The 22,178-nt window shown below is 65.6% G+C and carries 22 protein-coding genes and 1 pseudogene; 11 read left to right on the top strand and 12 right to left on the bottom strand.

What is annotated here, in order from left to right:
- Positions 1-70 precede the first annotated feature (70 nt).
- The 4 genes from BZL41_RS25600 (at position 71) to BZL41_RS25585 (ending at position 4,307) form a co-directional block, all read left to right on the top strand.
- Complete coding sequence (locus BZL41_RS25600) at positions 71-1,165, top strand: TRAP transporter substrate-binding protein (RefSeq protein ID WP_095601868.1); 1,095 nt, start codon at positions 71-73, stop codon at positions 1,163-1,165.
- 239 nt (positions 1,166-1,404) lie between these two features.
- A complete protein-coding gene (locus BZL41_RS25595; protein ID WP_095601867.1) occupies positions 1,405-1,992 on the top strand; it encodes a TetR/AcrR family transcriptional regulator in 588 nt (195 codons plus the stop codon).
- A 117-nt stretch (positions 1,993-2,109) separates the two neighbouring features.
- Entirely contained in the window at positions 2,110-2,952 is an 843-nt protein-coding gene (locus tag BZL41_RS25590; protein ID WP_095601866.1) for a Tim44 domain-containing protein, read from the top strand.
- A gap of 248 nt (positions 2,953-3,200) precedes the next feature.
- The gene (locus tag BZL41_RS25585; RefSeq protein ID WP_095601865.1) at positions 3,201-4,307 is read left to right on the top strand and encodes a hypothetical protein; all 1,107 of its coding nucleotides are present in this window, start codon (positions 3,201-3,203) and stop codon (positions 4,305-4,307) included.
- A 32-nt stretch (positions 4,308-4,339) separates the two neighbouring features.
- Here BZL41_RS25585 and BZL41_RS29215 read toward each other — a convergent pair.
- Positions 4,340-4,417, bottom strand: a pseudogene (locus BZL41_RS29215) (GNAT family N-acetyltransferase); the annotation flags it as partial.
- Between the two features lie 225 nt (positions 4,418-4,642).
- Between BZL41_RS29215 and BZL41_RS25575 the strand changes: the two are divergent.
- On the top strand, positions 4,643-4,900 hold the full coding sequence (locus tag BZL41_RS25575; protein ID WP_095601864.1) for a LasR-specific antiactivator QslA: 258 nt from the start codon (positions 4,643-4,645) through the stop codon (positions 4,898-4,900).
- A 184-nt stretch (positions 4,901-5,084) separates the two neighbouring features.
- A complete protein-coding gene (locus tag BZL41_RS25570) occupies positions 5,085-5,492 on the top strand; it encodes an SMI1/KNR4 family protein (RefSeq protein WP_095601863.1) in 408 nt (135 codons plus the stop codon).
- A gap of 4 nt (positions 5,493-5,496) precedes the next feature.
- On the opposite strand, the gene BZL41_RS25565 is transcribed toward BZL41_RS25570, so the two are convergent.
- Complete coding sequence (locus BZL41_RS25565; RefSeq protein ID WP_095601862.1) at positions 5,497-6,144, bottom strand: GntR family transcriptional regulator; 648 nt, start codon at positions 6,142-6,144, stop codon at positions 5,497-5,499.
- Between the two features lie 225 nt (positions 6,145-6,369).
- Here BZL41_RS25565 and BZL41_RS25560 point away from each other — a divergent pair, with 225 nt between their 5' ends.
- Positions 6,370-7,764: an aspartate aminotransferase family protein gene (locus BZL41_RS25560; RefSeq protein ID WP_095601861.1), complete on the top strand. Its 1,395-nt coding sequence runs from the start codon at positions 6,370-6,372 to the stop codon at positions 7,762-7,764.
- A 35-nt stretch (positions 7,765-7,799) separates the two neighbouring features.
- Positions 7,800-9,167: a glutamine synthetase family protein gene (locus BZL41_RS25555; RefSeq protein ID WP_095601860.1), complete on the top strand. Its 1,368-nt coding sequence runs from the start codon at positions 7,800-7,802 to the stop codon at positions 9,165-9,167.
- A 113-nt stretch (positions 9,168-9,280) separates the two neighbouring features.
- On the opposite strand, the gene BZL41_RS25550 is transcribed toward BZL41_RS25555, so the two are convergent.
- The 3 genes from BZL41_RS25550 to BZL41_RS25540 are packed head-to-tail and all read right to left on the bottom strand — an operon-like array spanning position 9,281 to position 10,977.
- The gene (locus tag BZL41_RS25550; protein WP_095601859.1) at positions 9,281-9,808 is read right to left on the bottom strand and encodes a transposase; all 528 of its coding nucleotides are present in this window, start codon (positions 9,806-9,808) and stop codon (positions 9,281-9,283) included.
- Between the two features lie 60 nt (positions 9,809-9,868).
- Positions 9,869-10,567, bottom strand: a complete 699-nt coding sequence (locus BZL41_RS25545; RefSeq protein ID WP_095601858.1) for an RES family NAD+ phosphorylase — start codon at positions 10,565-10,567, stop codon at positions 9,869-9,871.
- On the bottom strand, positions 10,567-10,977 hold the full coding sequence (locus BZL41_RS25540; RefSeq protein ID WP_095601857.1) for an MbcA/ParS/Xre antitoxin family protein: 411 nt from the start codon (positions 10,975-10,977) through the stop codon (positions 10,567-10,569). The genes BZL41_RS25545 and BZL41_RS25540 overlap by 1 nt, the downstream gene beginning before the upstream one ends.
- Before the next feature lie 204 nt (positions 10,978-11,181).
- On the opposite strand from BZL41_RS25540, the gene BZL41_RS25535 reads away from it, so the two are divergent.
- Positions 11,182-11,670, top strand: a complete 489-nt coding sequence (locus BZL41_RS25535; RefSeq protein WP_084339221.1) for an acyl-CoA thioesterase — start codon at positions 11,182-11,184, stop codon at positions 11,668-11,670.
- 49 nt (positions 11,671-11,719) lie between these two features.
- Here BZL41_RS25535 and BZL41_RS25530 read toward each other — a convergent pair whose 3' ends face one another.
- From BZL41_RS25530 to BZL41_RS25520, 3 genes are all read right to left on the bottom strand, one after another.
- Complete coding sequence (locus BZL41_RS25530; RefSeq protein WP_095601856.1) at positions 11,720-13,084, bottom strand: PepSY domain-containing protein; 1,365 nt, start codon at positions 13,082-13,084, stop codon at positions 11,720-11,722.
- A gap of 47 nt (positions 13,085-13,131) precedes the next feature.
- Positions 13,132-15,222 (bottom strand): TonB-dependent copper receptor, encoded by a 2,091-nt coding sequence (locus BZL41_RS25525; protein ID WP_095601855.1) that lies wholly within the window; start codon positions 15,220-15,222, stop codon positions 13,132-13,134.
- 102 nt (positions 15,223-15,324) lie between these two features.
- Complete coding sequence (locus tag BZL41_RS25520) at positions 15,325-15,720, bottom strand: DUF2946 domain-containing protein (protein WP_256578242.1); 396 nt, start codon at positions 15,718-15,720, stop codon at positions 15,325-15,327.
- 407 nt (positions 15,721-16,127) lie between these two features.
- On the opposite strand from BZL41_RS25520, the gene BZL41_RS25515 reads away from it, so the two are divergent.
- Positions 16,128-16,520, top strand: a complete 393-nt coding sequence (locus BZL41_RS25515; RefSeq protein WP_095601853.1) for a DUF3301 domain-containing protein — start codon at positions 16,128-16,130, stop codon at positions 16,518-16,520.
- Positions 16,521-16,523: 3 nt separating this feature from the next.
- Here BZL41_RS25515 and BZL41_RS25510 read toward each other — a convergent pair whose 3' ends face one another.
- Together BZL41_RS25510 and BZL41_RS25505 are read right to left on the bottom strand one after the other, a co-directional pair.
- Positions 16,524-17,402: an alpha/beta fold hydrolase gene (locus tag BZL41_RS25510; protein WP_095601852.1), complete on the bottom strand. Its 879-nt coding sequence runs from the start codon at positions 17,400-17,402 to the stop codon at positions 16,524-16,526.
- 42 nt (positions 17,403-17,444) lie between these two features.
- A complete protein-coding gene (locus tag BZL41_RS25505; protein WP_095601851.1) occupies positions 17,445-18,245 on the bottom strand; it encodes an alpha/beta fold hydrolase in 801 nt (266 codons plus the stop codon).
- Positions 18,246-18,362: 117 nt separating this feature from the next.
- On the opposite strand from BZL41_RS25505, the gene BZL41_RS25500 reads away from it, so the two are divergent.
- The gene (locus BZL41_RS25500) at positions 18,363-18,983 is read left to right on the top strand and encodes a TetR/AcrR family transcriptional regulator (protein ID WP_095601850.1); all 621 of its coding nucleotides are present in this window, start codon (positions 18,363-18,365) and stop codon (positions 18,981-18,983) included.
- Here BZL41_RS25500 and BZL41_RS25495 read toward each other — a convergent pair.
- Together BZL41_RS25495 and BZL41_RS25490 are read right to left on the bottom strand one after the other, a co-directional pair.
- Entirely contained in the window at positions 18,980-20,332 is a 1,353-nt protein-coding gene (locus tag BZL41_RS25495) for a DUF1329 domain-containing protein (protein ID WP_095601849.1), read from the bottom strand. The genes BZL41_RS25500 and BZL41_RS25495 overlap by 4 nt on opposite strands.
- Before the next feature lie 16 nt (positions 20,333-20,348).
- The gene (locus BZL41_RS25490; protein ID WP_168191070.1) at positions 20,349-22,100 is read right to left on the bottom strand and encodes a DUF1302 domain-containing protein; all 1,752 of its coding nucleotides are present in this window, start codon (positions 22,098-22,100) and stop codon (positions 20,349-20,351) included.
- Positions 22,101-22,178 lie beyond the last annotated feature (78 nt).

Here is a 22,178-nt window from a genome sequence, read left to right as displayed (position 1 = left end):
CCGCTCCCACCAGAAAAGGACACAAGAAGAAAAATCGCCCGCCAGGGCCAACCGCCATAAGGAAGATCCGATGAACCGCCGCCACCTCTTCGGTGCCGCCGCTGCCTTGCTCGCCACCCTCGGCCTCGCCGGTTGCAAGGACGACACCGCCCCCGCCAAACAGGAAGCCGCCACCGAGGCCAAGACCTACCAGTGGAAGATGGTCACCACCTGGCCGAAGAACTATCCCGGCCTCGGCACCGGCGCCGAGCGCCTGGCCGAGCGGGTCAAGGCCATGAGCAACGGTCGCCTGACCATCAAGGTCTACGCCGCCGGCGAGCTGGTTCCCGCGCTGGAAGTGTTCGACAGCGTTTCCCGCGGCACCGCCGAGATCGGCCACGGCGCCGCCTACTACTGGAAAGGAAAGGTGGCTTCCGCGCAATTCTTCACCGCCGTGCCCTTCGGCCTCTCCACCCCGGAAATGAACGCCTGGCTGACCCACGGCGGCGGTCAGGCCCTGTGGGACGAAGCCTACGCCCCGTTCGGCGTGAAGCCGCTGGCAGCGGGTAACTCCGGCATGCAGATGGGCGGCTGGTACAACAAGGAAATCAACAGCCTGGACGACCTCAAGGGTCTGAAAATCCGCATGCCCGGCCTGGGCGGCGAAGTGCTCAACCGTCTCGGCGCCACCACCGTCAACCTGCCCGGCGGCGAAGTGTTCACCGCCCTGCAGACCGGCGCCATCGACGCCACCGATTGGGTCAGCCCATACAACGACTTGGCCTTCGGCCTGCACAAGGCCGCCAAGTACTACTACTACCCCGGCTGGCAGGAGCCGCAGGCTGTGATCGAGCTGCTGATCAACCAGAAGGCCTACGACAGCCTGCCGGCCGACCTCCAGGCGATTCTCACCGAAGCCGCCCGCGCCGCCACCCAGGACATGCTCGACGACTACGTCTACAACAATGCCCTGGCGCTGGACGAGCTGAAGAAGCAGGGCACCCTGCTCAAGCGCTTCCCCGACGAGGTGCTGGCAGCGATGCGCGACGAATCCGAGAAGGTCCTCGGCGAACTGGCCGCCCAGTCCGACCTCAACGGCCGCATCTGGGCCTCGATGCAAGCCTTCCAGGCCCAGGTCACGCCGATGCACCAGTTGACCGAGAAAGAGCTGTACAACTGGCGTTGAGCCGGTTGCGGGGGCGAGGGACCACGCCGCCCCCGCTTTGGTAGGAGCCAGCGCTGCTGGCGATGCTTTGGCGTGCTCCCATTCGCGAATGAATTCGCTCCTACGGGTTCCCGGACCTCCGCGTAGGGGCGATTCATTCGCCCAACGACTCACCGGGAAGGGCCCTCCTTCCTCCGTTTGTCGCCTCCGCCCGCGCCCTCCGGACGAACGGCCATACTTCCCCGGCGAGGTATGTCCGAATGAAAAAAGCCCCGACCGCCGACCAGATTCTCGATACCGCTCTCGACCTCGCCGACTTCACCGGCTGGGAACGCCTGCATCTCTACGTGGTGGCCGCCCGCCTGGACGTCGGGCTCGATGCCATCGCCAAGCACTTCCGGCAGAAGGACGATCTGGTCGAAGCCTGGTTCGACCGCGCCGACCAGGCCATGCTGCGCCGCGCCAAGGCCACCGACCTCCTCGTCCTGAGCCCGGCTAAGCGCCTGGAAGAACTGCTCGTTGCCTGGCTCGCCAGCCTTTCCACCCACCGCGCCGTCACCCGCCAGATGCTGCTCTATAAGCTCGAGCCAGGGCACATCCACCTGCAATTGGGAGGCCTGCTGCGGGTCAGCCGCACCGTGCAATGGTGGCGCGAGGCGGCCCAGCGGCACACCACCCACCTCACCCGCATCGCCGAGGAGACCGCGCTGACCGCCGCCTACCTCTGCACTTTCGTTCACTGGCTGCGCCATCCCGACGAAGACGAAGCGGACCTGCGCGCCCACCTGCGCCGGCAATTGCGCAGCAGCCCGCTGACGCTGCTGCTGCGCGAGGAATCGGCGACCTGAGCGATTCGCTTCCAGCGCAACGGGGCAAAACCCCGAAACATTCTGCCGCTGGCCGTCGCCGCCCGGGCTGGGCACCATGACGCGCGAAGTTTCAATAACTTAGAGAGAAGCTCAACAATGCAGCGTTTCCTCAGCCTCGTCCTGGCCCTGTGTGTCGGCCTGACCCTCAGCCTCGACGCCAACGCCAAGCGTCTCGGCGGCGGCAAGACCTTTGGCTCCACGCCGACCCACCAGACCACACAGACTCGCCAGGCCACCCAACCGTCGACCACCGCCACCACCCCGACCGCCGGCCGCCAGCCCGCCGCCGCCAGCGGTGCTTCGCGCTGGCTCGGCCCGCTGGCCGGTATCGCCGCCGGCGGCCTGCTCGCCGCCATGCTGTTCGGCGATGGCTTCCAGGGCCTGCAACTGCTCGACATCCTGATCTTCGGCCTGATCGCCTTCCTGCTGTTCCGCTTCCTCGCTGCACGCCGCCAGCAGCAGCAACCGGCCATGGCCGGCCACGCCCCGCAGCACCGCGACATGCCGCAGCAACCGATCTTCGGCAGCGCCGCTCCGGCCGCGGCTGCCCGTCCGGTAATCAACGCACCGGCCTGGTTCAACGAACAGCGCTTCCTGGACGCCGGCCGTGAACACTTCATGGCCTTGCAGCAGCACTGGGATGCCGCCGAGATGGACAAGATCGCCGAGTTCGTCACTCCGCAGATGCTCGACTTCCTCAAGCAGGAGCGCGCCAGCCTGGGCGACGGCTTCCAGTCCACCTACATCGACAACCTGCAGGTGAGCCTGGACGGGCTCGACGACCTGGAAGACAAGACCATCGCCACCCTCACCTTCACCGGCGTGGCCAAGACCTCCCGCTTCGATCAGGGAGAGTTCTTCAGCGAAAGCTGGCGCATGGAGCGCGAACAGGGCGAGAACAAGCCCTGGCTGGTGGCGGGTATCCGGCAGAACGGCTGATCCCCCTCGCATCGACAGAACCCGGGCCTGGCCCGGGTTTTTTGTTTCTGCGATACGTCACATTTCACGCATCTGGCTTGCGAATCCAACCAGATACTGGCTTGTGGCCAGTAACATTTTGAAATCATACTGCCATCCGGCCCGCGTCGCGCCAGAACGACAGCGCCCTGACTCTTCTCGATCCAAGGCCGGATGCGCCACGCGCATCGACAGGAAGCTCGAGCCACCCACACAAGGAAACCGCAAGGATGCCCAAGAAACTCAGAAGCCCGGGCCAGAAGCGCAGACTCTGGATTCGCACGGCGATGATCCTGCTCGCCGTGATCACTCTCAGCGCCGTCTACTTCATCAAGGGCCCCGAACAGCTCAAGGCCATTGCACTGGTCAAGCAGCACAGCGAGACCCAGGCCGCCATCCTCAGCCTCGACCATAGCGAAGAAGAGTACCGCACGGCCAAAGGCCGGCGGCGCACGCGGGACGTCTACACACTGACCTACCGCTTCGCCCTGAACGGCACCGACTATCAGGAAACCTTCCCCATTTCCAGCTCCGAGTACCGGGCCCTGAACGGTCAGGAAACCCTGCCGGTCTGGTTCATCGAAGGCCAGCCGGAAAACAGCGAACCCGGGCTGGTGGTGGAAAACCGTGCCAACGAATCGCCCATGGAGAACGTCTTCGACGCCGTTCCCTATGTCGCACCCTTGTTCCTGGTGCTCAATTTCATCCTGACCCTGCTATTCGGCCGGGAGCCGAAAGGCTACATGCCGGAGGGGTTCTTTACCGACGACAGTTGGCTGGACATCGAAGACGACCGGCTGGTGGCCATCGACGGGAAAGAATTGCTGTCGATTCGTTTCGACAAGAAGAACCGCGACGACGTGCAGAGCCTCTATCAGCAGGGCGGATCGATCGACCAGGTGCTCGCCACGAGCAAATGCAAGCAGCTACGCATTGGTATCGACAGCATCGTCGGGATAACCAGCGACCACTTCCGCGACACCATTCATGTGCGCTACATGGCCGACGGCAAGGAACAATCGGAAAGCCTCGAATTCTTGAATCCGACAGTCAAGGAGCACGCCCTGAAGCGAATCGCCCGTGCCTTGCCGAGCACACTCGACATGTCCACGACCCGGCTGACCCGCCTGCAAGCGGCCCGTCCCGCGCTGATCTTCGGTCTGATCGTAGCGGCGGGCCTGTACTTCCTCTCCGATCACTTCCTGATCCTGGCGGTTGGCGTGCTGATCCTCCTGACCACGGTCAAGACCCTCCTGCAACGCCTGTTCAACCCCACCGTCACCACCACCTTCGCCATCGCTGCGCGAGCGGCCGCGCCGGACGTGAGCGGCGCGTGACCTGAAGATGAGCCCGGGCAAAGCCCGGGTTCCTACACCCGGCGCATGCCGATGTGGGGAATGCCGTCCTCCAGGTAGACCTCGGTGACCGGCGTGAAGCCGTAGGGCCCACCTCCGCCCCTCTCCCCAGCCCTCGCCCCTCTGGGGAGAGGGGGCGAAGGTAGGGCCAACGCTGTTTTCAAGTTATCCACATACCGCCAAACGGTCCCCAAAACCGGCACGGTGCGGCCCTGCCCAAGAACTCAATGTGACGATAAGTCCGTGGCCTCCCCCGGAACGATCCGGCCTAATCGTGCCGAGCGGAATGCTCGATCAGCCACGATAAGGACAACCCCATGCGCAAGGACCATCTCTGCTCCATCCCACCCGCCGACGGCCATCCCGGCCTGGAACTGGTCTGGCTCGAAGACTGCCAGCCAGCCCTCGACCAGGGCATCGCCTGTGCCGAGTGCTGGCTCGACCGGCGCAACGGCTATCTGTGGACCGCCTTCATCCTGGGCCGCGAAGAGCAGCCCAGCGGCCACCGGCAAACCGCCTTCGACGTCGGTTTTCTAACCCGTCTGCAACAACGCCTGATGGCCATTGATCGCTGATCGTCCGCACGGGAAGCTAACCGTCGGCTGGCTCGCCACAAGTCGGCGACCACCAACTAGGCTCTCAACGAAACGACCCGGCCGCGTGGCCCGCGAGACGCGACAGGCTTCACCCTGCACGTCGAGCCCCCGAGCCCCGGCCACTGGTGTATAAACGCGCCTTTTCTCTGGGGAGGGAACTGCTGTGGAAGAAGTCATCGAACAGCTGCGCGAATTGAACGAACCGGTTCCGGTACCGCTGGAACTGCCGGACGACGATCTTCTGGTGGAAATCGAGGAGCAGTTGCTGATTAACCTGCCCTTCGAGCTGCGCGAGTTCCTGCTCAAGGTCAGCGACGTGGTCTACGGCCGCCTGGAGCCGGTGACCGTGACCGACCCGCAGTCCCATACCTACCTGCCGGAAGTCGCCGCCACCGCCTGGGACCTGGGCGTGCCGCGCGATCTGGTGCCGATCTGCGAGGACCGCGGCGATTACTACTGCGTCGATCAGGAAGGCGAGGTCGTGCTCTGGTCCGGCGACGAAGCCGAGCTGACCGACGAGCGCTGGGATTCCGTCTGGCACTGGGCCAGGGATGTCTGGCTGGAAAGCTGAGCCGTCAAACCACCCCCGCCTCCTCGAACAAGCCGAGCAGGATCGACCGGAAGTGCAGCAGGTCCTGTTCGATGGCCTGCCGCGCCGCCGAGGGGTCGCCACGGTCCAGGGCATCGAGACAGTGTTGGTGGAAATCGTTGAACAGAGACAGATCGGTGTCGCGGAAAAGCCGGTTGAACAGCGGGCCGGCCTGTAGCCAGAGCGATTCGATCAGGCGGAGCAGTACCGGGTTGCCGCTGGCGCGGTAGAGCGTCAGGTGGAACTGACTGTTGTCGTACAGGTAACCCTGCGCATCGCGGCGCGCCAGGGCGGCAGCCATCCGCCCGGCGCAGGCGTGCAGTTGCGCGCGACCGGCGGCGTCCAGGCGCCGCGCGCCCTCCTCGGCCGCCATTCCTTCCAGGCTCAGCCGCACTTGGTAGAGCTGGAGCAGGCGCTCGGCCGTCATGACCGGCACCCGTACCGAGCGCTGCGGCTCCCCCTCCAGCGCGCCTTCGGCGACCAGCCGTTGCAAGGCAGCGCGCACCGGCATCGGGCTGGTGCCCCAGCGCGCGGCCAGATCGCGGAGCTTCAGCGCTTCGCCGGGCTCGAAGCGCCCTGCCAGCAGGCCTTCGCGCAGGCGCTGGTACATCTGTTCCTGAAGGTTCTCGGCCATCCTCGGGAGGTTCCCTGTCTTCGCCGGCCGAGCCGGTTTGGCTGAATCTGTAACGCGAGTGAGACAGTCTGGCGTTCGTTCAAGGCACCGGCAAGAGAAGCGATTGTCGCGGAGACACCGGAACCGGTCGGCAACGGCCTCAAAAAGCTTTTCTTCGCGGTCCTATTGACAGCCCTGTGATCACAAAACAATGATGCGTGCAAAAAAACGAACGAGGTGTTCAACATGACCGCCAGCGGTATCGCCGATCGCGCCGTGGAAATCCTGGCCGCCCGCGAACGGGCCCGTTTTCTCGAGCAGAATCCCAAGTCCGTCGCCCTCGCCGAGCGCGCCCGCCATTCGCTGTTCGGCGGCGTGCCCATGCACTGGATGAGCGACTGGTCCACGCCCTGCCCACTGTTCGTCAGCCGCGCCCAGGGTGCGCGCTTCTATGACGTGGACGGCCATGAATACCTGGATTTCTGCCTCGGCGACACCGGCAGTATGTTCGGCCATTCGCCAGCGCCCATCGCCCGCGCCATCGCCGAGCAGGGCGCCAACGGCCTGACCACCATGCTGCCGGGCGAGGACGCGGTGGTGGCCGGCGAGCGGCTGGCGGACCGCTTCGGCCTGCCCTACTGGCAGGTGGCGACCACCGCCACCGACGCCAACCGCTTCGTACTGCGCTGGGCGCGGGCGATCACCGGGCGCAACACGCTGCTGGTGTTCGACGGCTGCTACCACGGCACCGTCGACGACACCCTGGTGCGCCACAAGGAAGGCCGCACCGTGCACCGCCCCGGCCTGCTCGGCCAGGCGCGCAACCTGGCCAAGTACAGCCGGGCGATTCCCTTCAACGATCTCCAGGCCCTGGAAGCCGCGCTGGCCCAGGGCGACGTCGCCGCCGTGCTGTGCGAGCCGGCGATGACCAACATCGGCATGGTCCTGCCCGACCCGGGCTATCACCAGCGGCTGCGCGAACTCACCCGTCAGTACGGCACCCTGCTGATCATCGACGAAACCCACACCATCTCCACCGGCCCCGGCGGCTGCACCCGCGCCTGGAACCTGCAGCCGGACTTCATCACCCTCGGCAAGCCCATCGCCGGCGGCGTGCCCTGTTCCGTGTACGGCTGCACGGCGGAAATGGCGCAGGCCATGCAGATCGTCCGCCAACACGCCAGCGAGCATGGCGAGGGTCACGGGCACAGCGGCATGGGCACCACGCTATCGGCCAACGCCCTGGCGATGCACTGCATGCGCGCCAACCTGGAAGAGGTGATGACCGAGCAGGCCTACGCTCACATGCTGCCGCTGGCGGCACGCCTGGCCGAAGGCTTCCGCAGGCTGATCGACAAGCACGGGCTGGCCTGGTCGGTGACCGAGCTGGGCGCACGCTGCGAGTTCCAGTTCTGCGCCAAGCCGCCCCGCTCCGGCGCCGAGGCCGAGGCGGCGTTCCACGATCACCTGCAGCAGACCCTGCACCTGTACCTGATCAACCGCGGCATCCTGATCACGCCGTTCCACAACATGACGCTGTGCTGCCCGGACACCCGCGCCGAGGACGTCGACCGGCTGATCGACACCCTCGACCAGGCACTCGGCGAACTGCTCGCGCTCCCTGGCGCACGCATCGCCTGACCCAGGCCCCCCGGACGCACGACAAGGACATTCCCATGCGATTCGCCGATCTCAACGAAGCCCAGACCTTCCTCGCCGCCCATCCCGAGGTGAAGAGTTTCGAGCTGTTCATCATCGACCCCAACGGCGTACCGCGCGGCAAGTTGCTGCGCCGGGAAGAGCTATTGGCTATCTATGAAAGCGGCCGCCCGCTGCCGAGCACCATCCTCGGCCTGACCATCAACGGCGACGACGTGGAGGATTCCGGACTGGTCTGGGAGGTCGGCGACGCGGATTGCTGGGCCTACCCGCTGCCCGGCAGCCTGGTGCTGCAACCCTGGCGCAGCGCGCCCACCGCGCAGTTGCAGGTGAGCATGCACCCGACCCAGGGCCTGCCGGCGACGGTGGCCGACCCGCGCCATGTGCTCGCCCGGGTGATCGACGGGCTCAAGGCGGACGGCTACCACCCGGTGATGGCCGCCGAACTGGAGTTCTACCTGATCGACCGCGAGCGCGACGAAGGCGGCCGACCGCTGCCGGCGCGCCAGATGAACGGCGCACGGCCGCATGCCACGCAGGTCTATGGCATCTATGAACTGGAACAGCTACAGCCGTTCCTCGACGATCTCTACGCCGCCTGCGAGGCCCAGGGCCTGCCGGCGCGCACGGCGATTTCCGAGTACGCGCCGGGGCAGGTGGAAATCACCCTGGAGCACCGTTTCGATGCCCTCCAGGCGATGGACGAAGGGGTGCGCTACAAGCGCCTGGTGAAGGGCGTCGCCAACCGCCACGGCTTGCAGGCCTGCTTCATGGCCAAGCCGTTCGGCGACCTCTCCGGCAGCGGCCTGCACATGCACGTGAGCCTGGCCGACGCGGACGGCAACAACCTCTATGCCAGCGAGGCGCCGGAAGGCACGCCGCTGCTCAAGCACTCGGTAGGCGGCATGCTTGCCACGCTGCTCGACAGCCTGGCGCTGTTCTGCCCCAACGCCAACTCGTTCCGCCGCTTCCAGGCCAACAGCTACGCGCCGCTGGCGCCGACCTGGGGAATCAACAACCGCACCGTGAGCCTGCGCGTGCCGGGCGGCCCGGCGAAGAGCCGGCACATCGAGCATCGTATCTGCGGCGCGGACGCCAACCCCTATCTGGCGGCGGCGGCGATCCTCGCCGGCATCCACCACGGCATCCGCCAGCAGCTCGACCCCGGCGCCCCCATCGAAGGCAACGGCTACGCCCAGGCCAGGGAGTTCCTTCCCACCGACTGGCTCACCGCCCTGCGCGCCCTGGAAGACTCCAGCTGGGCCCGCGACGCCCTCGGCGCCGACTTCCTCAAGGTCTACCTGGCGATCAAGCACGCCGAATACCGTGAATTCATGGGTGAAGTGGGTGAGCAGGATTGGCGTTGGTATTTGAATCAGGCGTGAGGAGCGGGAGTGAGGCCCCCGGATTGCGCTGGCGCTTATTCGGGCTACGGGACTACAGCGTATGGCTTCGGACCTGTAGCCCGGATAAGCCTTGGCGCAATCCGGGAGCGGGCTCAATCGTCCCCGCCCACTCGAAGCGCTTCCACACCCCCCGCCCAATCCAGAGGCAGATCCCCGCGCTCTACGTATCGCCGGAAGCTGGACCACGGCCAGTCCTTTGCCAGCGCCACCAGCCCATGCTTCACCGGGTTGTAGTGGATGTAATCCACATGCGCGGCATAGTCCGGTTCATCCCGTATGCAGTGTTCCCAATACCGCGCCTGCCAGACATCCGCCTCGCCGCGCCGGTTGAGTCGGATGGCTTCGCCGGTCGCGCGTAATCCTTTCACGAACCCGGATTTGATGTCTCGGATACGTGCGGAGTGATCATCGTCCTCCATCGGCAGACGTATCAGCAGGTGCATGTGTTCCGGCATGACGACCACAGCCGGCAGGTCGAAAGGCCGGCGACGCCGGGCATCGCGCACGGCATCACGGAGAATATCGATACGACGAACCAGCAGATCGCTCTTTCGATTACGCAAAGTCAGAGTGATGAAGTAAGTGCCGCCTTTCAGATAGATGCGTCGGTAATTGACCATATGGCCCGGCCTCCTTGCCGGTTGGCTCCCGGATTGCGCTGGCGCTTATCCGGGCTACGGTTATGCCCGTCGGAGCTGCTCCAGGCTCAGGCGGCACAGCAGCTTACCGGGTTCGCGTTCGACCGCCACCACGCCGGCCACGGGGTCGATGCGGTAGGTAAGGTCGTAGAGCTGGATCGGCTGGGACAGCGGGTCGGCACGGAAGGCGCCGAGGCATTCGCCGGTGGGCCAGCGGGCCGAGGGGTAGAGCAGGCCGGGGATGCCTTCGTGGGACAGGCGCTTTCCGATGGCCTGGGTGTAGGCGTAGTCGTCGGCGACCAGTTCGGGGAATTCCGTTTCCTTGCCGCGCAAGTCGATGAACAGGCCCGCCGCCTGGACCTGCCAGACCTTGCGGTAGCGCGTCACCACCCGGTCGACGCCTTCGATGTCGCGGAGCATCTGGATCTGGTGGTAGCAGGTCTCGGCCAGGGCGGTGTCTTCGTCGAGGGCGCCGTACCAGACGCGCACGGTGCCGTCGCCGTAGCGGCTGGCAACGCTGGTGTCGGCCTCGAACGGGTAGCCGATGGCTTCGCTGTAGGCCAGGCCCCGTTCGATCACGCCGGGGCCGACGCTGCGCACGCGCATCTCCGCGTCGTTGGCCGCCTCCTGGGCCCGGCTGTCGGCGACCAGGTCGTCGAACAGGTTGGCCGAGACGCGCAACGAGACGATGTTGCGGTAGACGGTGCCGGAAAAATCGCAGGTGGTATCGAGCAGGGCCATCAGCGTCCTCGCTGGAAGTCGATCAGGCGGGCAACCCGGGCGATGCCGATCAGGCCGTCGCGCGCCATGACTTCCAGCGGCGTCTCGCCTTCCAGGGCACGGTTGCGCCGGCGTACCCAACTGAAGCGCAACTCTTCGTCCTCGGGGAACAACAGGCGCAACCCCTTGTGGATGCCCAGCAGGTAGCCGATGCGGTCCAGGGTGTCGCGGTTGGCGGGCAGCGCGGCTTCGCCGGCGCGGTAGCGGGGCAACTGCTTGCGGCTCTTCGGGCTCATGCCGAGCAGTTGCATCTGTAGGTCGGTATCCAGTTCCCAGCGTTCGAACAGGGCGCCGATGACCCGCGCGAGATCGCGGCGGGAGTCTTCGGACGCGAAATCCTGGATGTCGTGGCGTAACGCGGCAGAACTCATGGATCACCTCTCAAGTTGCTTCATCAACATTATTGGTCGATATATCTACAAAAACAAGTTTGGCCGGCCATAAAAGTGCTTCGCCGGGAGATTCGTTCATCTACCTGCTAAACCTGAAACGGGTACTTCAGGAAACGCAGGCGAGGCAACGCAGGTAGTTTTCAAGGGTGCCCGGACATAGCCGCAGCAGTCGAGGAGCGAGCCATGGAGCCCGGAAATGCCCAACTGTCGATGACCGTGCTGATGACCCCGGACATGGCCAACTTTTCCGGCAATGTCCATGGCGGCACCCTGCTGAAATACCTCGACGAAGTCGCCTATGCCTGCGCCAGCCGCTACGCCGGGCGCTATGTAGTGACCCTGTCGGTGGATCAGGTGATCTTCCGCGAGCCGATCCATGTGGGCGAACTGGTGACCTTCCTCGCCTCGGTGAACTACACGGGGCGCACGTCCATGGAAATCGGCATCAAGGTGGTGACCGAGAACATCCGCGAGCGCTCGGTCCGCCACACCAACAGTTGTTTCTTCACCATGGTGGCGGTGGACGACCAGCGCCAGCCGACACCGGTCCCCCCGCGCGAACCGGTGACGCCCGACGAGAAGCGCCGTTTCGCCCAGGCCCAGCAGCGCCGCCAGATCCGCGAAGAACTGGAGCAGCGCTATCGGGAGTTGAAGGGCAGTTGGAACGAGTAAACCGGTCTACGATCTTCCGCGCGCCGGCCTGCTGCGTTGAAACCAGGTTCTATGTGATAACCCGCTCCGGCTGCCACGCCAGCCACAGCCGATCGAGCAGCCAGACCGCGATCATCGACAACCCCACCAGCGGGAAGACGACGCCGAGCACCAGCATGATCGCCACCCCGCCCTTCCACAGCGGCAGGTCGTGGCGCAGCGGCGGAACGCCGAAACGCCCGGCGGGGCGGCGCTTCCACCACATCACCAGGCCACTGACGGCACTCAGCAGGATCAGCAGGCAAATGCCCAACATCAGCACCTGGTTGGGCCAGCCGAACATCTTACCTTCGTGCAGCATCACGCCGGTTTCGACGCTGCGCGCCACCGGGCCGTAGTCGCGCCAGCGTACGTCGGCCAGCACCGCGCCGCTGTACTGATCGATGTGCAGCGTGGCGTCGTTGCGCGGGTCGTCGGCGAACACTGCGATGGTGAACACGCCCTTCTCGCCCTTGGGCCAGGTGATGCCGTAGCCGGGCACCACGCCACGCGCCTCGGCGATATCCACCACCTGTTGCAGGCCGATCTGCGGCGCGGCGACGCCATGCCCGGCGTGGCCCTGGTGTTCGGCATGGGCGCCGGAGATCGGCAGCGGGGTATTCTCCACCGCCCAAGGCACGTTCTGCCGGGCCGCGCTGTTGAGGCTGCGCGCCTCCAGGTCGGAGGTCGGCACCTCGTTCCACATCGCCACCGGGAAGCGGTTCCAAACGTCGGCGAAGGTTTTGCCCCAGAAGCCGGTCCAGGTCATGCCGGTGAGCAGCATGAACAACGTGAGCAGCGCACCCCAGAAGCCGAGCACGGCATGCAGGTCGCGCCAGAACAGCCGTCCCCGGCTCGCCAGGCGCGGCCAGAGCACACCCGCCCCACCCTGCCCGCGCGGCCACCAGAGGTAGAGCCCGGACACCACAAGGACGATGCCCCAGCCCGCCGCCAGCTCGATCAACCGGTCGCCCAGGGTGCCGACCATCAGTTCGCCGTGCAGGGCGCGGGCGATGGCTTGCAGGTTGTTCTGCGCGTCCTGGCTGCCGAGCAGAGTGCCGCGGTAGGGATCGACGAACAGGTTCAGCTCGCGGCCGTCCAGCGTGGCGACGAACTGGGCGCTGCGCCCGGCGTCGGGCGGCGGCAGGTACTGGCTGACTTGCGCGTGTGGATAAGCCTCGCGAACCCGCGCCAGCAGTTCGTCGGCGGCGAGCCGCTGCCCGCCCGCCGGGACCTGCAGCAGGTCGGCGTAGAGCAACGCATCGAGCTGCGGCTTGTACAGGTAGACGATCCCGGTGAGCGCCAGCAGGACCATGAAGGGCGCGACGAACAGCCCGGCGTAGAAATGCCAGCGCCAGGCCAGGTTGTAGAACGAAGGCACGGTTTTTCTTGTCATGGAAGGCTCCACGGAAAGCGCCCCCGGTAAGAGGGCGCCTCCAGTCGTCAGAAGGACAGATCGACCTTGGTCCAGAGGGTCCGGCCGGGTTCGTGGATGCTGCGCGGATCGTCCGCCGGGAAGCCGAAGCCGGCGTTGCCCGCCAGGTTGAGGTGTTCGGCGTAATCCTTGCCGAGCAGGTTGTCGACACCGGCACTGAGGCGCAGGTGTTCGCTCACCCGATAGGCACCGTTGAGCGACAGCACGCCGAAACCGGGGCTGGACTCCAGATCCTTGCCGACCACGTTGCCCTTGCCCACGGCGACCCGGTTCTGCCCCCGCACCACCCGCCAGAGCGTGCCGGCGCTCCAGTCGTCGGTGGCGTAGGTCAGGCCGAAGCGCGCCTCCAGCGGCGGCATCTGCGGCAAAGCTTCGTCGTCGCTGCGGTTCTCGCCCCAGGCGTAGGCCAGGGTGGCGTCGGTGGTCCAGCGCTCGGTCAGGTGGTAGGCCGCACCCATTTCGCCGCCCATGATGCGGGCGTCGATGTTCTCCGCCCGCGAGCTGCCGCTGCGGTAGTCGAACAGGATGAAGTCGCGGACCACCCCGGCGTAGGCGGAAACCCAGGCGTCCAGACGCTTGTCGCGGTACTGCACGCCGACGTCCAGTTGGGTGGTCTTCTCCGGCTCGATGCCGTCGAAGGCGTTCACCTCGCCGGTGGGCGCTTGGCGCGGGGAGAACAGTTCCCAGTAGTCCGGGAAGCGCTCGACGTGGCCGAGGCCCGCGTACCAGGTGGCGCCGCCCTGGTCGTGCTCGTAGCGCAGGAAGCCGCTGGGCAGGGTGTCTTCGCGGCGCTCGTCGGCGGTGGGGTTGGGCATGGTGGCCATGCCGCTGCCGAGGGTGTCGCGGTAGTCCTTCACCGTGGCGCGGTCGAGCCGGGCGCCGCCGATCAGACGGTCGCGGTCGCCGGCGAACCAAGTCAGCTCGCCGAACGCGCCGTAGCCGTGGAAGGCGGCGTCCTTGGTCCAAGGTTTGTCGTCGTAGGTGTCGATGCCCATGCCACTGCGCTTGCGGTGGGTGTTGGTCTGGCCGTCGACCCCGGCGATCAGTTGCAGGTCGTCCCAGCGCCAGGTGCCGGCCAATCGCCCGCCGACCGTGCGGCGGTCGACGTTGGAGGCCATCGCCCCGCTGGCCGGCGCGTTGCGCAGGCTGTAGTTGTCCATCAAATGGTCGGCGTAGTTGTAGTAGAGCCGGGCCTCGACCTTTTCCAGATGCTCGCCGAGGTTGCTCTTCTCCAGGCGCAGGCCGAGGCTTTCGCGCTTGAACTGCACGCCGTCCATGCCGCGCCCGGCGTAGCGGGCTTCGCCGTCGCCGCTGCCGGCCGTCAACTCGACCAGGGTGTCATCGTCCGGCGTCCAGCCGAGGGCGGCGTCGGCGTTCCACTTGTTCCAGCGCGAGGGCACGGTGTCGCCGTCGCCATCGCGGTAGTCGTCGGCCTGGGCGCGGTTGCCGACCAGCCGCAGGTAGCCCTGTTCGCCGCCCGCGGCGGCGTCCAGCAGGCGGTCGAAGCGGCCGTTGGAGCCGGCCAGCAGGCTGGCGTCGATGCGGCTGCCGAGTTCGCCGAAGCGCTCCGGCTCGCGTTCGAAGAGCACCGTGCCGGCAGATGCGCCGGGGCCCCAGAGCACGGTCTGCGGGCCCTTGATCACGGTCAGGCGGTCATAGGTTTCCGGGGCGATGTAGGAGGTCGGCGCGTCCATCCGCCCCGGACAGGCGCCGAGCATCTGGCCGCCGTTGGCCAGCAGGTTGATGCGCGAGCCGAACATGCCGCGCAGTACCGGGTCGCCATTGCTCCCGCCGCTGCGTATCGCGGCGAAGCCGGGGATGGTCTTGAGGTAGTCGGCGCCATCGCTGGCCGGGACCGGCTGGCGGGCATCCTTGGGGTCCGCGACGATGGTCAGCGGCGAGCTTTGCGCTACGGCGGTGACCACCTTGGGCGCCAGGATGATCACCTGGCCGTGCTGATGTTCCTCTGCGCTGGCGAATGGCGCCAGCAACAGACCGCCGAAGACGGCGAAAGCCCGCTGCCAGTGCAGCCGGGAGGGTTTCTGGACGAACGGGCAGGCGCCATGCGCCGGCCGGGCGGAAGCGTTTTCCAATGGCATATCGTGTTCCTGATCAAAGGCAAAGGCCGTCATGCCGGGCGTCCGGCGCGCGCAGGCAGGCACGCGCCGGAAACGGCAACGGAAACGGCGTTGGAAAAGCGATCAGGCGGACAGCGGAGGCGCGCGGCTACGGGCACCGGGGAAGAAGGCGGCGCTGGGATGACCCTGGCTGGCCGGGCTCGGCGGACAGGGTGTGGCGAGACCGTAGGACGGTGGAGCAGGATCGACCGGCGCCTGGCTCAGCGTCGGACAACTGAACAGCAGCGTGCAATAACCGCACTTGGCCCAGAGCGCATCGTGGGGTTCGTGCATGGCGCCGACGCCATGGCCGGCATGCGGGTCATGGGCCGCGTGATCGCCGTGGCCGGCATGAGCCATGTGCGCGGAAGGCACCGGCGTTTCGACCAGCCCCTGGGACAGCAACGGACCGACGAACAGCATGAGCATGGCGAAGAGGCCAAGCCATGCGGCAGGTCGGTTTCGTCTGCGGGCGGTCACGGGAGTCCTTAGGGATAGAACTGCAAGTAGAGGCTATCCTACCGGAGCAGAAGTTCCCGCCCCTGGGACAGATAGCCGCAGGCCATCAGAGAGATGCGGAAAGTGCGGGTGAACGGAGCCTCCGTCGTATCTCTTTCGACCGCAGAAGCTTTGCCAGCAGAGCTGGCTCCTACCAGGAGCGGTCCGATGTGGCACGTAATCTGTGGGAGCGGATTTATCCGCGAAGAGAACTTGCGCACCATCGCGAATGAATTCGCTCCCACAGGCTGTTCGAATGCCTTGGCCCGGCGTCGCTGGGACAGGCAGCTGGCGCAATTACGACGTCGGCGTGCGTCCATTCACCGCAGAAGCTGAGCGGCCGTCACGGATCGGTTAAGCTGCTCTCTCCCCCCGTGGACGGTGCAATCATGCTGACCCTCGGTAATCTGTTCATTTTCATGCTGCTGGCTACCGTCGGCGCCTGGCTATGGCATGGCCACGGCGTGCGCGAACGCGCCCTGGCGAGGGTCAAGCAGCATTGCGACAAGCTGGATGTGGAGCTGCTCGACGGCAATGTCGCCCTGCGCCGCTTCACCCTGCTGCGCGACGCCCGCAACCGGCTGCGCCTGGCGCGGGTGTACGGCTTCGAATTCACCGTCACCGGCGAGCAGCGCCACGCGGGCAGCATCGTCATGTTCGGCGTCCATCCCGGCCCCATCGAGATGGCACCGCATCCGTTCGTCGCCAGGGCCAGCGAGTCGGCCAAGGTGATCCAGATGGACACCTGGCGCCGCGAGCATGAGCGCAAGAGCGGCGAGTAGCGATCAGCCGCGCTGCAACAGGAAATCCGCCACCCGCTCCGCCGCCGCGCGCGGGTCTTCCTGCATGAAGCAATGCCCACCGGGCACGACCTGCCCGCTCACCACCGGATTCAGCGCACACCAACGCGCCACCGACTTGGCGACGAAGGGGTAGCTCGTCTGCCCGTAGATCACCTGGGTCTGGGTGCGGACCTTGGCCAGCGACGGCCACAGCCGACGGGGAAAGGAACTGAAGATTTCCGCCTCGCGACTGGGCCGGCATTTCAGCTCGACGCCACCCTCCACGTCTTTCAGCGCGTGGTTCACATAGGCCCACAGCGATTCGTCGCTCCAACCCTTGAACATCCCGCGCCCCTGCAGCGCAGCGAAGGCGGTGGTGCGGTCGGGCCACTGGCGGCGGCGGGCGCGGGCCTTGCGCGCCAGGGTGTTGCGCCGGTACAGGCCGACCACGTCGGAGAGCGCCATCACGCCGATCAGGGTGGGCGTGAAGAGCACTGGGTCGAGCAGCACGGCACGTTGGAAAAGCGCCGGCTCGCGAGCCAGGATCAGGCTGGTCAGTACCCCGCCGAAGCTGTGCCCGGCGGCGAAACAGGGCACCCCGCCGAACATTTCGCGGTTGGCCTGGAACGCTTCCACTGCCAGCTCGGCGCTACGGTTCCAGCCATGGAAGCGCCCGCCGTGGTCGCTGTCGCCATGGCCCTGGACATCGCACAGCCAGAGATCGAAGGACTCCGCCAGGCGCTGGAGCATGGGTTCGTAGGTGCGCCCGCAGAAGCCATTGCCGTGGAGGAAATGCAGCAGGGGTTTGCCAGACGGCACGCTGCGCCAGCCGCGCAGCGTGAAGCCCGCCGAGGTGGGCTGTGCCCAGGGATAGAGTTGCATGACGAAGCGCCGATGACATGACAGCGCGCTAGTGTAATCGGCTCAGCCGGCCAGGGCAGCGTCCGGGTCGGCCAGAAAGCGCTCGAGCACGGCATTGAGCCGGGTCGGCTGGTCCAGCGGGGTGGCATGCCCGGAGTCCTCTATGACTACCAGCCGGGCATTGCGCAACTTGCGGACATAGTCGCGCTTGTAGGCCAGCGGGGTGTAGTCGCGGTCGCCGGAGACGATCAGCATCGGCGTGGCGACGTTCTCCAGCGCCGGCCACGCCGACCAACCGGGAATCGCCCGCAGCGCATGCAGGTAGGAGGTGCGGTCGTTGCCGGCGATGCGTGCCGCGGTCTGGGCCCGCAGCGCGGCTTGGTCGGCATGGGGAAACAGCTTGCGCGCCAGCAGCCAGCCGAGCGTTCGCAGGCCGAGCAGGCGGATCAGCAGCAGGCGCAGCGCCAGCCGGCAGCGCAGGGCGAAGGAATCCAGCGGAAAACTCGGCGTGCTGTTGATGGCGACGAAGCCGCGGGCGATATCCGGGTGCGATGCCAGCAGTTGGAAGCCGATCATGCCGCCCATGGAAATACCGACGACGAAGCAGGGCTCGATTTCTTTCGCGCGGATGAACTCGGCCACGTCATCGGCGAGATCGGCCAGACGCAGCCGGGCACGCAGCGGTTCGCTGCGACCGTGGCCGCGCAGGTCCAGCGCGTAGACGCGAAAGGACCGGGACAGGTGGTCGATCTGTGGCTGCCAGTCCAGCAGCGACGAGCCCAGGCCATGCAGCAGCAATACGGGAGTGCCCTGCCCTGTGCAGATGTAACCGAAGCGGCCACCGCTCAGTTCGATAAAGTCCATGCCGGTTTTCTCCTGTCGGCAATTAATTTTTTATTCGTCTATTACCCGCTAATCGCTTGTTTGCCTTGCGTCGAGGAATGCGACTAGAATCCGATCGCTACGGTTCGGGAATTCGCCATGTACAGTCTTGCCAGCCCCACTCAGGCCCGCAGTAAGAAAGCCCTCGAGCGCTTCCTCAATGTGGCCGCCGAACTGCTCGCCAATAATACGTTCGAAGAAACCGGAATATCCCAGATCGCCCAACTTGCCGAATCATCGGTGGGAACTTTCTATCGTTTGCTCGGTGACAAGGACATCCTTCTTTATGCCGTGCACGAACGTTTCGTCAAAGAAAGCCAGAGTGCCATCGATGAAAGTATCGAAGCGTTACTGCGGGATGACTTGAGCGCTTCCGAACGCATCGACCGTTTCATCCGTACCCTCATTACCCTGTTCGCCCAGCGCGAAGGCCTGCTCCGCGCCTTGATCCGCCGCAGCTCCAGCGACCTGCAGTTCCGCCAGCGTTTCCACCAGCTCAACGCTGCCATCGGCCAGGCGTTCTGCCGTATCGTGCTGGCCCAGCCCCAGGCGATCCGCCACCCGCATCCCGACCAGGCGGCCGATCTCGCCGCGCATATGATGCTGGCCAGCATGAATTACTACACCCTCACCGGAAGTCTCGGCATGACGCCTGCGGAATCCATTCCGCAGGAACTTTCCCGTCTCGTCCTTAATTACCTCGAAGTGTCCGACGTTTAACGCCGGCTGTCCCGTCTTAATTGTGCCGGCGTGAAATCGCTGGGTTTCAGGGCGATGGAAAATTCATCGGCCGGTTCCTGATTGGAAAGAATACCGATGACATAACGGCCGCTGATCAAGTCGTATACGGCATCGCCTTTCGTCCATAACAACGGCTGGTCGTAATAATTGATCGTATAGGACTCGCCGACACGCCATAAGTTATCCCGATTATCGTAATGATCGACCACGACGATCTGATAACTGTCTTCGTCGAAATACAGATCGCGTTGTTTATAAATATGCCGCATGCCTTTCTTCAAGGTGGCGCGCACATGCCAGACCCGGTGCAGCTCATAACGCAGCAGGTCCGGGTTCACATGGCCAGGCTTGACGATGTCCGCATAGGTATTGGTCTTGGTCGCGAATTTGTAGTTGTTGTAGGGCACATACATTTCCTGCTTGCCCATCAGTTGCCAGTCGTACTTGTCCGGCGCGCCGGAGAACATGTCGAAGTTATCGGTGGTACGCATGCCGTCGGAAGCGGTGCCGGGCGAGTCGTAGGCGACGTTGGGCGTACGCCGGACGCGGCGCTGGCCGGCGGCGTAGAGCCAGGCCAGACGCGGCTCCTTCACCTGGTTGACGGTCTCGTGCACCAGCAGTTCGGTGCCGGCCAGGCGTGCCGGCGCCAGCACCGACTGGCGGAAGTAGAACAGCACGTTGCCGTTCCCCTTGCTGTAGTCGCCCGCATCGGCGTTGAACAGGAACAGGTCCTCGATGCTGGTCATGAAGTAGTCGCCGTTGGCCTGCGGCACCGCCTGGGCGTAGTAGCGCTTGACGCTGTCGCCGCGGTAGCGGGTCAGGTGGTTCCACAGCACCTCCAGCGCCGACTGCGGGATAGGAAATGGCGTGGCGACCTGGAAATCGGCGATGCCGTTGCCGTTCTCGATCAGGCTGGCGGTGAGCGCGTTGGCCTTGGCCGCCTCGTAGACCTTGGCCGGGTAGGACGCCGAGCGGCGGCTCGGATAGACCGGCAGTTTCCAGGAAGCGAACCGCTTGAGCATCGCCAGTTGGCCGGGACTCAGTTGCGCCTTGTACTGGTCGGCGTTGGCCGCGGTGATGGTGAACAACGGCTGGTCGGCGGCGAAGGGGTCCTTGTAGCCCTGGGTCGGATCGTAGGCGTTCGCCGAACGCGCCAAGCCGCCGTCCCAGGCGGGGATGCTCCCCGCCGCGTTGCCGGCGCGCTCCGCACCCAGCGGGGTGAGGTCGGCGTCCAGGCGGGCGGCCTGGTCCGCCGGAACCTTGGCCAGGGCATGGGAGGCGCCGAGCAGCACGGCGGCCAGGGTTGCGCTCATCAGTCGAGTGGTCATGGCGTGTCCGTCCCTGTCAGAAACTGTATTTGACGTTGAAGCTGAGGTAGTCGCGGTCGCTGCGCTTGTTGGCCAGCCCGCCGCCGGCGTAGCCGACGTACTTGACGCCGAAGGTCAACGACTCCTGGTAGATGGCGTCCAGTCCCAGCGAGTAGCTGCGGGCATTCTCGACGATGCCGTTGGTGAGTTGCGGCGCGATGCCGTTGATCCCGTACTGGTAGCTGACGTTGGGGACCAGGTTCACCAGGTTGAACACGTTGGTATAGGTCAGCGACAGGCTGGCCTGGGCGCCAACGGCGTGGGTGGTGGCGTCGTAGTAATCGACGTCGTCTTCCAGGTCCTCGACCCGGCTGGCCACCAGCTCCGACAGCAGTGTCGCGGAGTCCGAGTCCAGCAGGCCGTTGAAGTTGTAGATGGCCACCAGGGACGCCTGGTACATCTTCTTCTCGCGGTAGCCATCCAGCCGCGTACCCACTGGCAGCCCGGCGAGGTTGCCGAGCAGTGCGGTCGGCAGGTATTCGCCGAGGCCCAGGGCAATGGGCGCGTCCGGGCGATAGCTCAGCTCGCCCGCCAGCGACAGGCCGTTGAGGAAGCTGTCGCCGCCGATGGTGGTGTTGAAGCTGATGCCGAACAGGTCGCGGTCTTCCAGGTATTCGGCGTAGTAATTCGAACTGCTCGCCACCGGCAGCATGCCGACCACCGGCAGGACGGTGGGCTGGCCGACGGTCAGGCCGAGCATGGGCACGTTCATGTTGTAGCGCAGGTAGTAGAAGCCCAGCTCGGTGTCGTTCAGCTCCGGCACATACCAGCGCAGGGCCAGGCCGTACTGGGCGGCGCCGTCGGCTTCCAGGTCGCGGCTGCGCGGGATGAAGGTGGTGGGCAGGTAGCCACGGAGCAGGTCGTTGACGAATCCCGGCGGCAGGGTGTCGAGGTAGTCCTGCAGTTGGTCCGGGTTGTCGAAGGCCAGTCCGCCGGGCAGGGGCTCCTGCAACGGCGGGACGGACAGGTAATTGCAGCCCTCGCCGATCACGTCGAGGGTCGAGTAGTAGGTCCCGCAGGGGTCGATCTTCGACGATTCCCAGGCCCAGCCCGGCTGCCAGTAGCCTTCCAGGGTCAGGTTCTCGCGCAGTTCGAAGGAGGCGTAGGCCATGAAGGTGGGCATGTAGGCCTCCTTCACTTCCGAGCCCGGCGCCCGCAGCGCGTTGATGTCCACCGGATTGGTGACGCCGATGCCGTTCTGGTAGAACAGCCCTTCGCCCCAGTTGATTACCTGCCGCCCCAGGCGCGCATTCAGCGCGTGGTCGTCGAGAGTCCAACTGCCGTAGACGAAGGCGTCGAGAATTTCCGCGTCCGAGCCGGCTTCGTCGAGGCCGTCCGAGCTGATCTGCCGGTGCCGGCGCTCGTCGTCTTCCAGTTCGAAGTCATAGAACGCCCGGCCGCGCAGGAACAGACCGTAGGTGTCGCGGTAGCGCAGGTCCATCTCCGAGACGACCTTCACCACCTCGGAAAACAGCTCGCCCTGCTTGAAGTTGAGGTTGCCGTCGTCGCTGTTGATCAGCGCCGAGTTGTCGCCCCGGCCGCCGTTGGCGCGGGCGATCAGCTTCTGGTCCTGATCCTCCATGCGGTAGCTGAGGCCGTAGGACAGTGTCGTGTCGAGGGATGTCGTCCAGTCGCCCGAACGTACCTGGAATGCCGTCGCCTGCGTCGATGGCAGCAATCCGCAGATGGCCAGCGTCGCAACGCCCAGACCTCGTCCTTGCTTGGTCACGATGACCTCCTGTTGGGTTCTTATTATTCGGAATCGGAACATCGGTTCCGAATAATGTAGCCCAGTCCGGAAAACTGA

This window comes from Pseudomonas sp. PIC25, assembly GCF_002286785.1.
Taxonomy (GTDB): Bacteria; Pseudomonadota; Gammaproteobacteria; order Pseudomonadales; family Pseudomonadaceae; genus Pseudomonas_M.
This window is presented reverse-complemented; position numbering and strand designations above follow the sequence as displayed.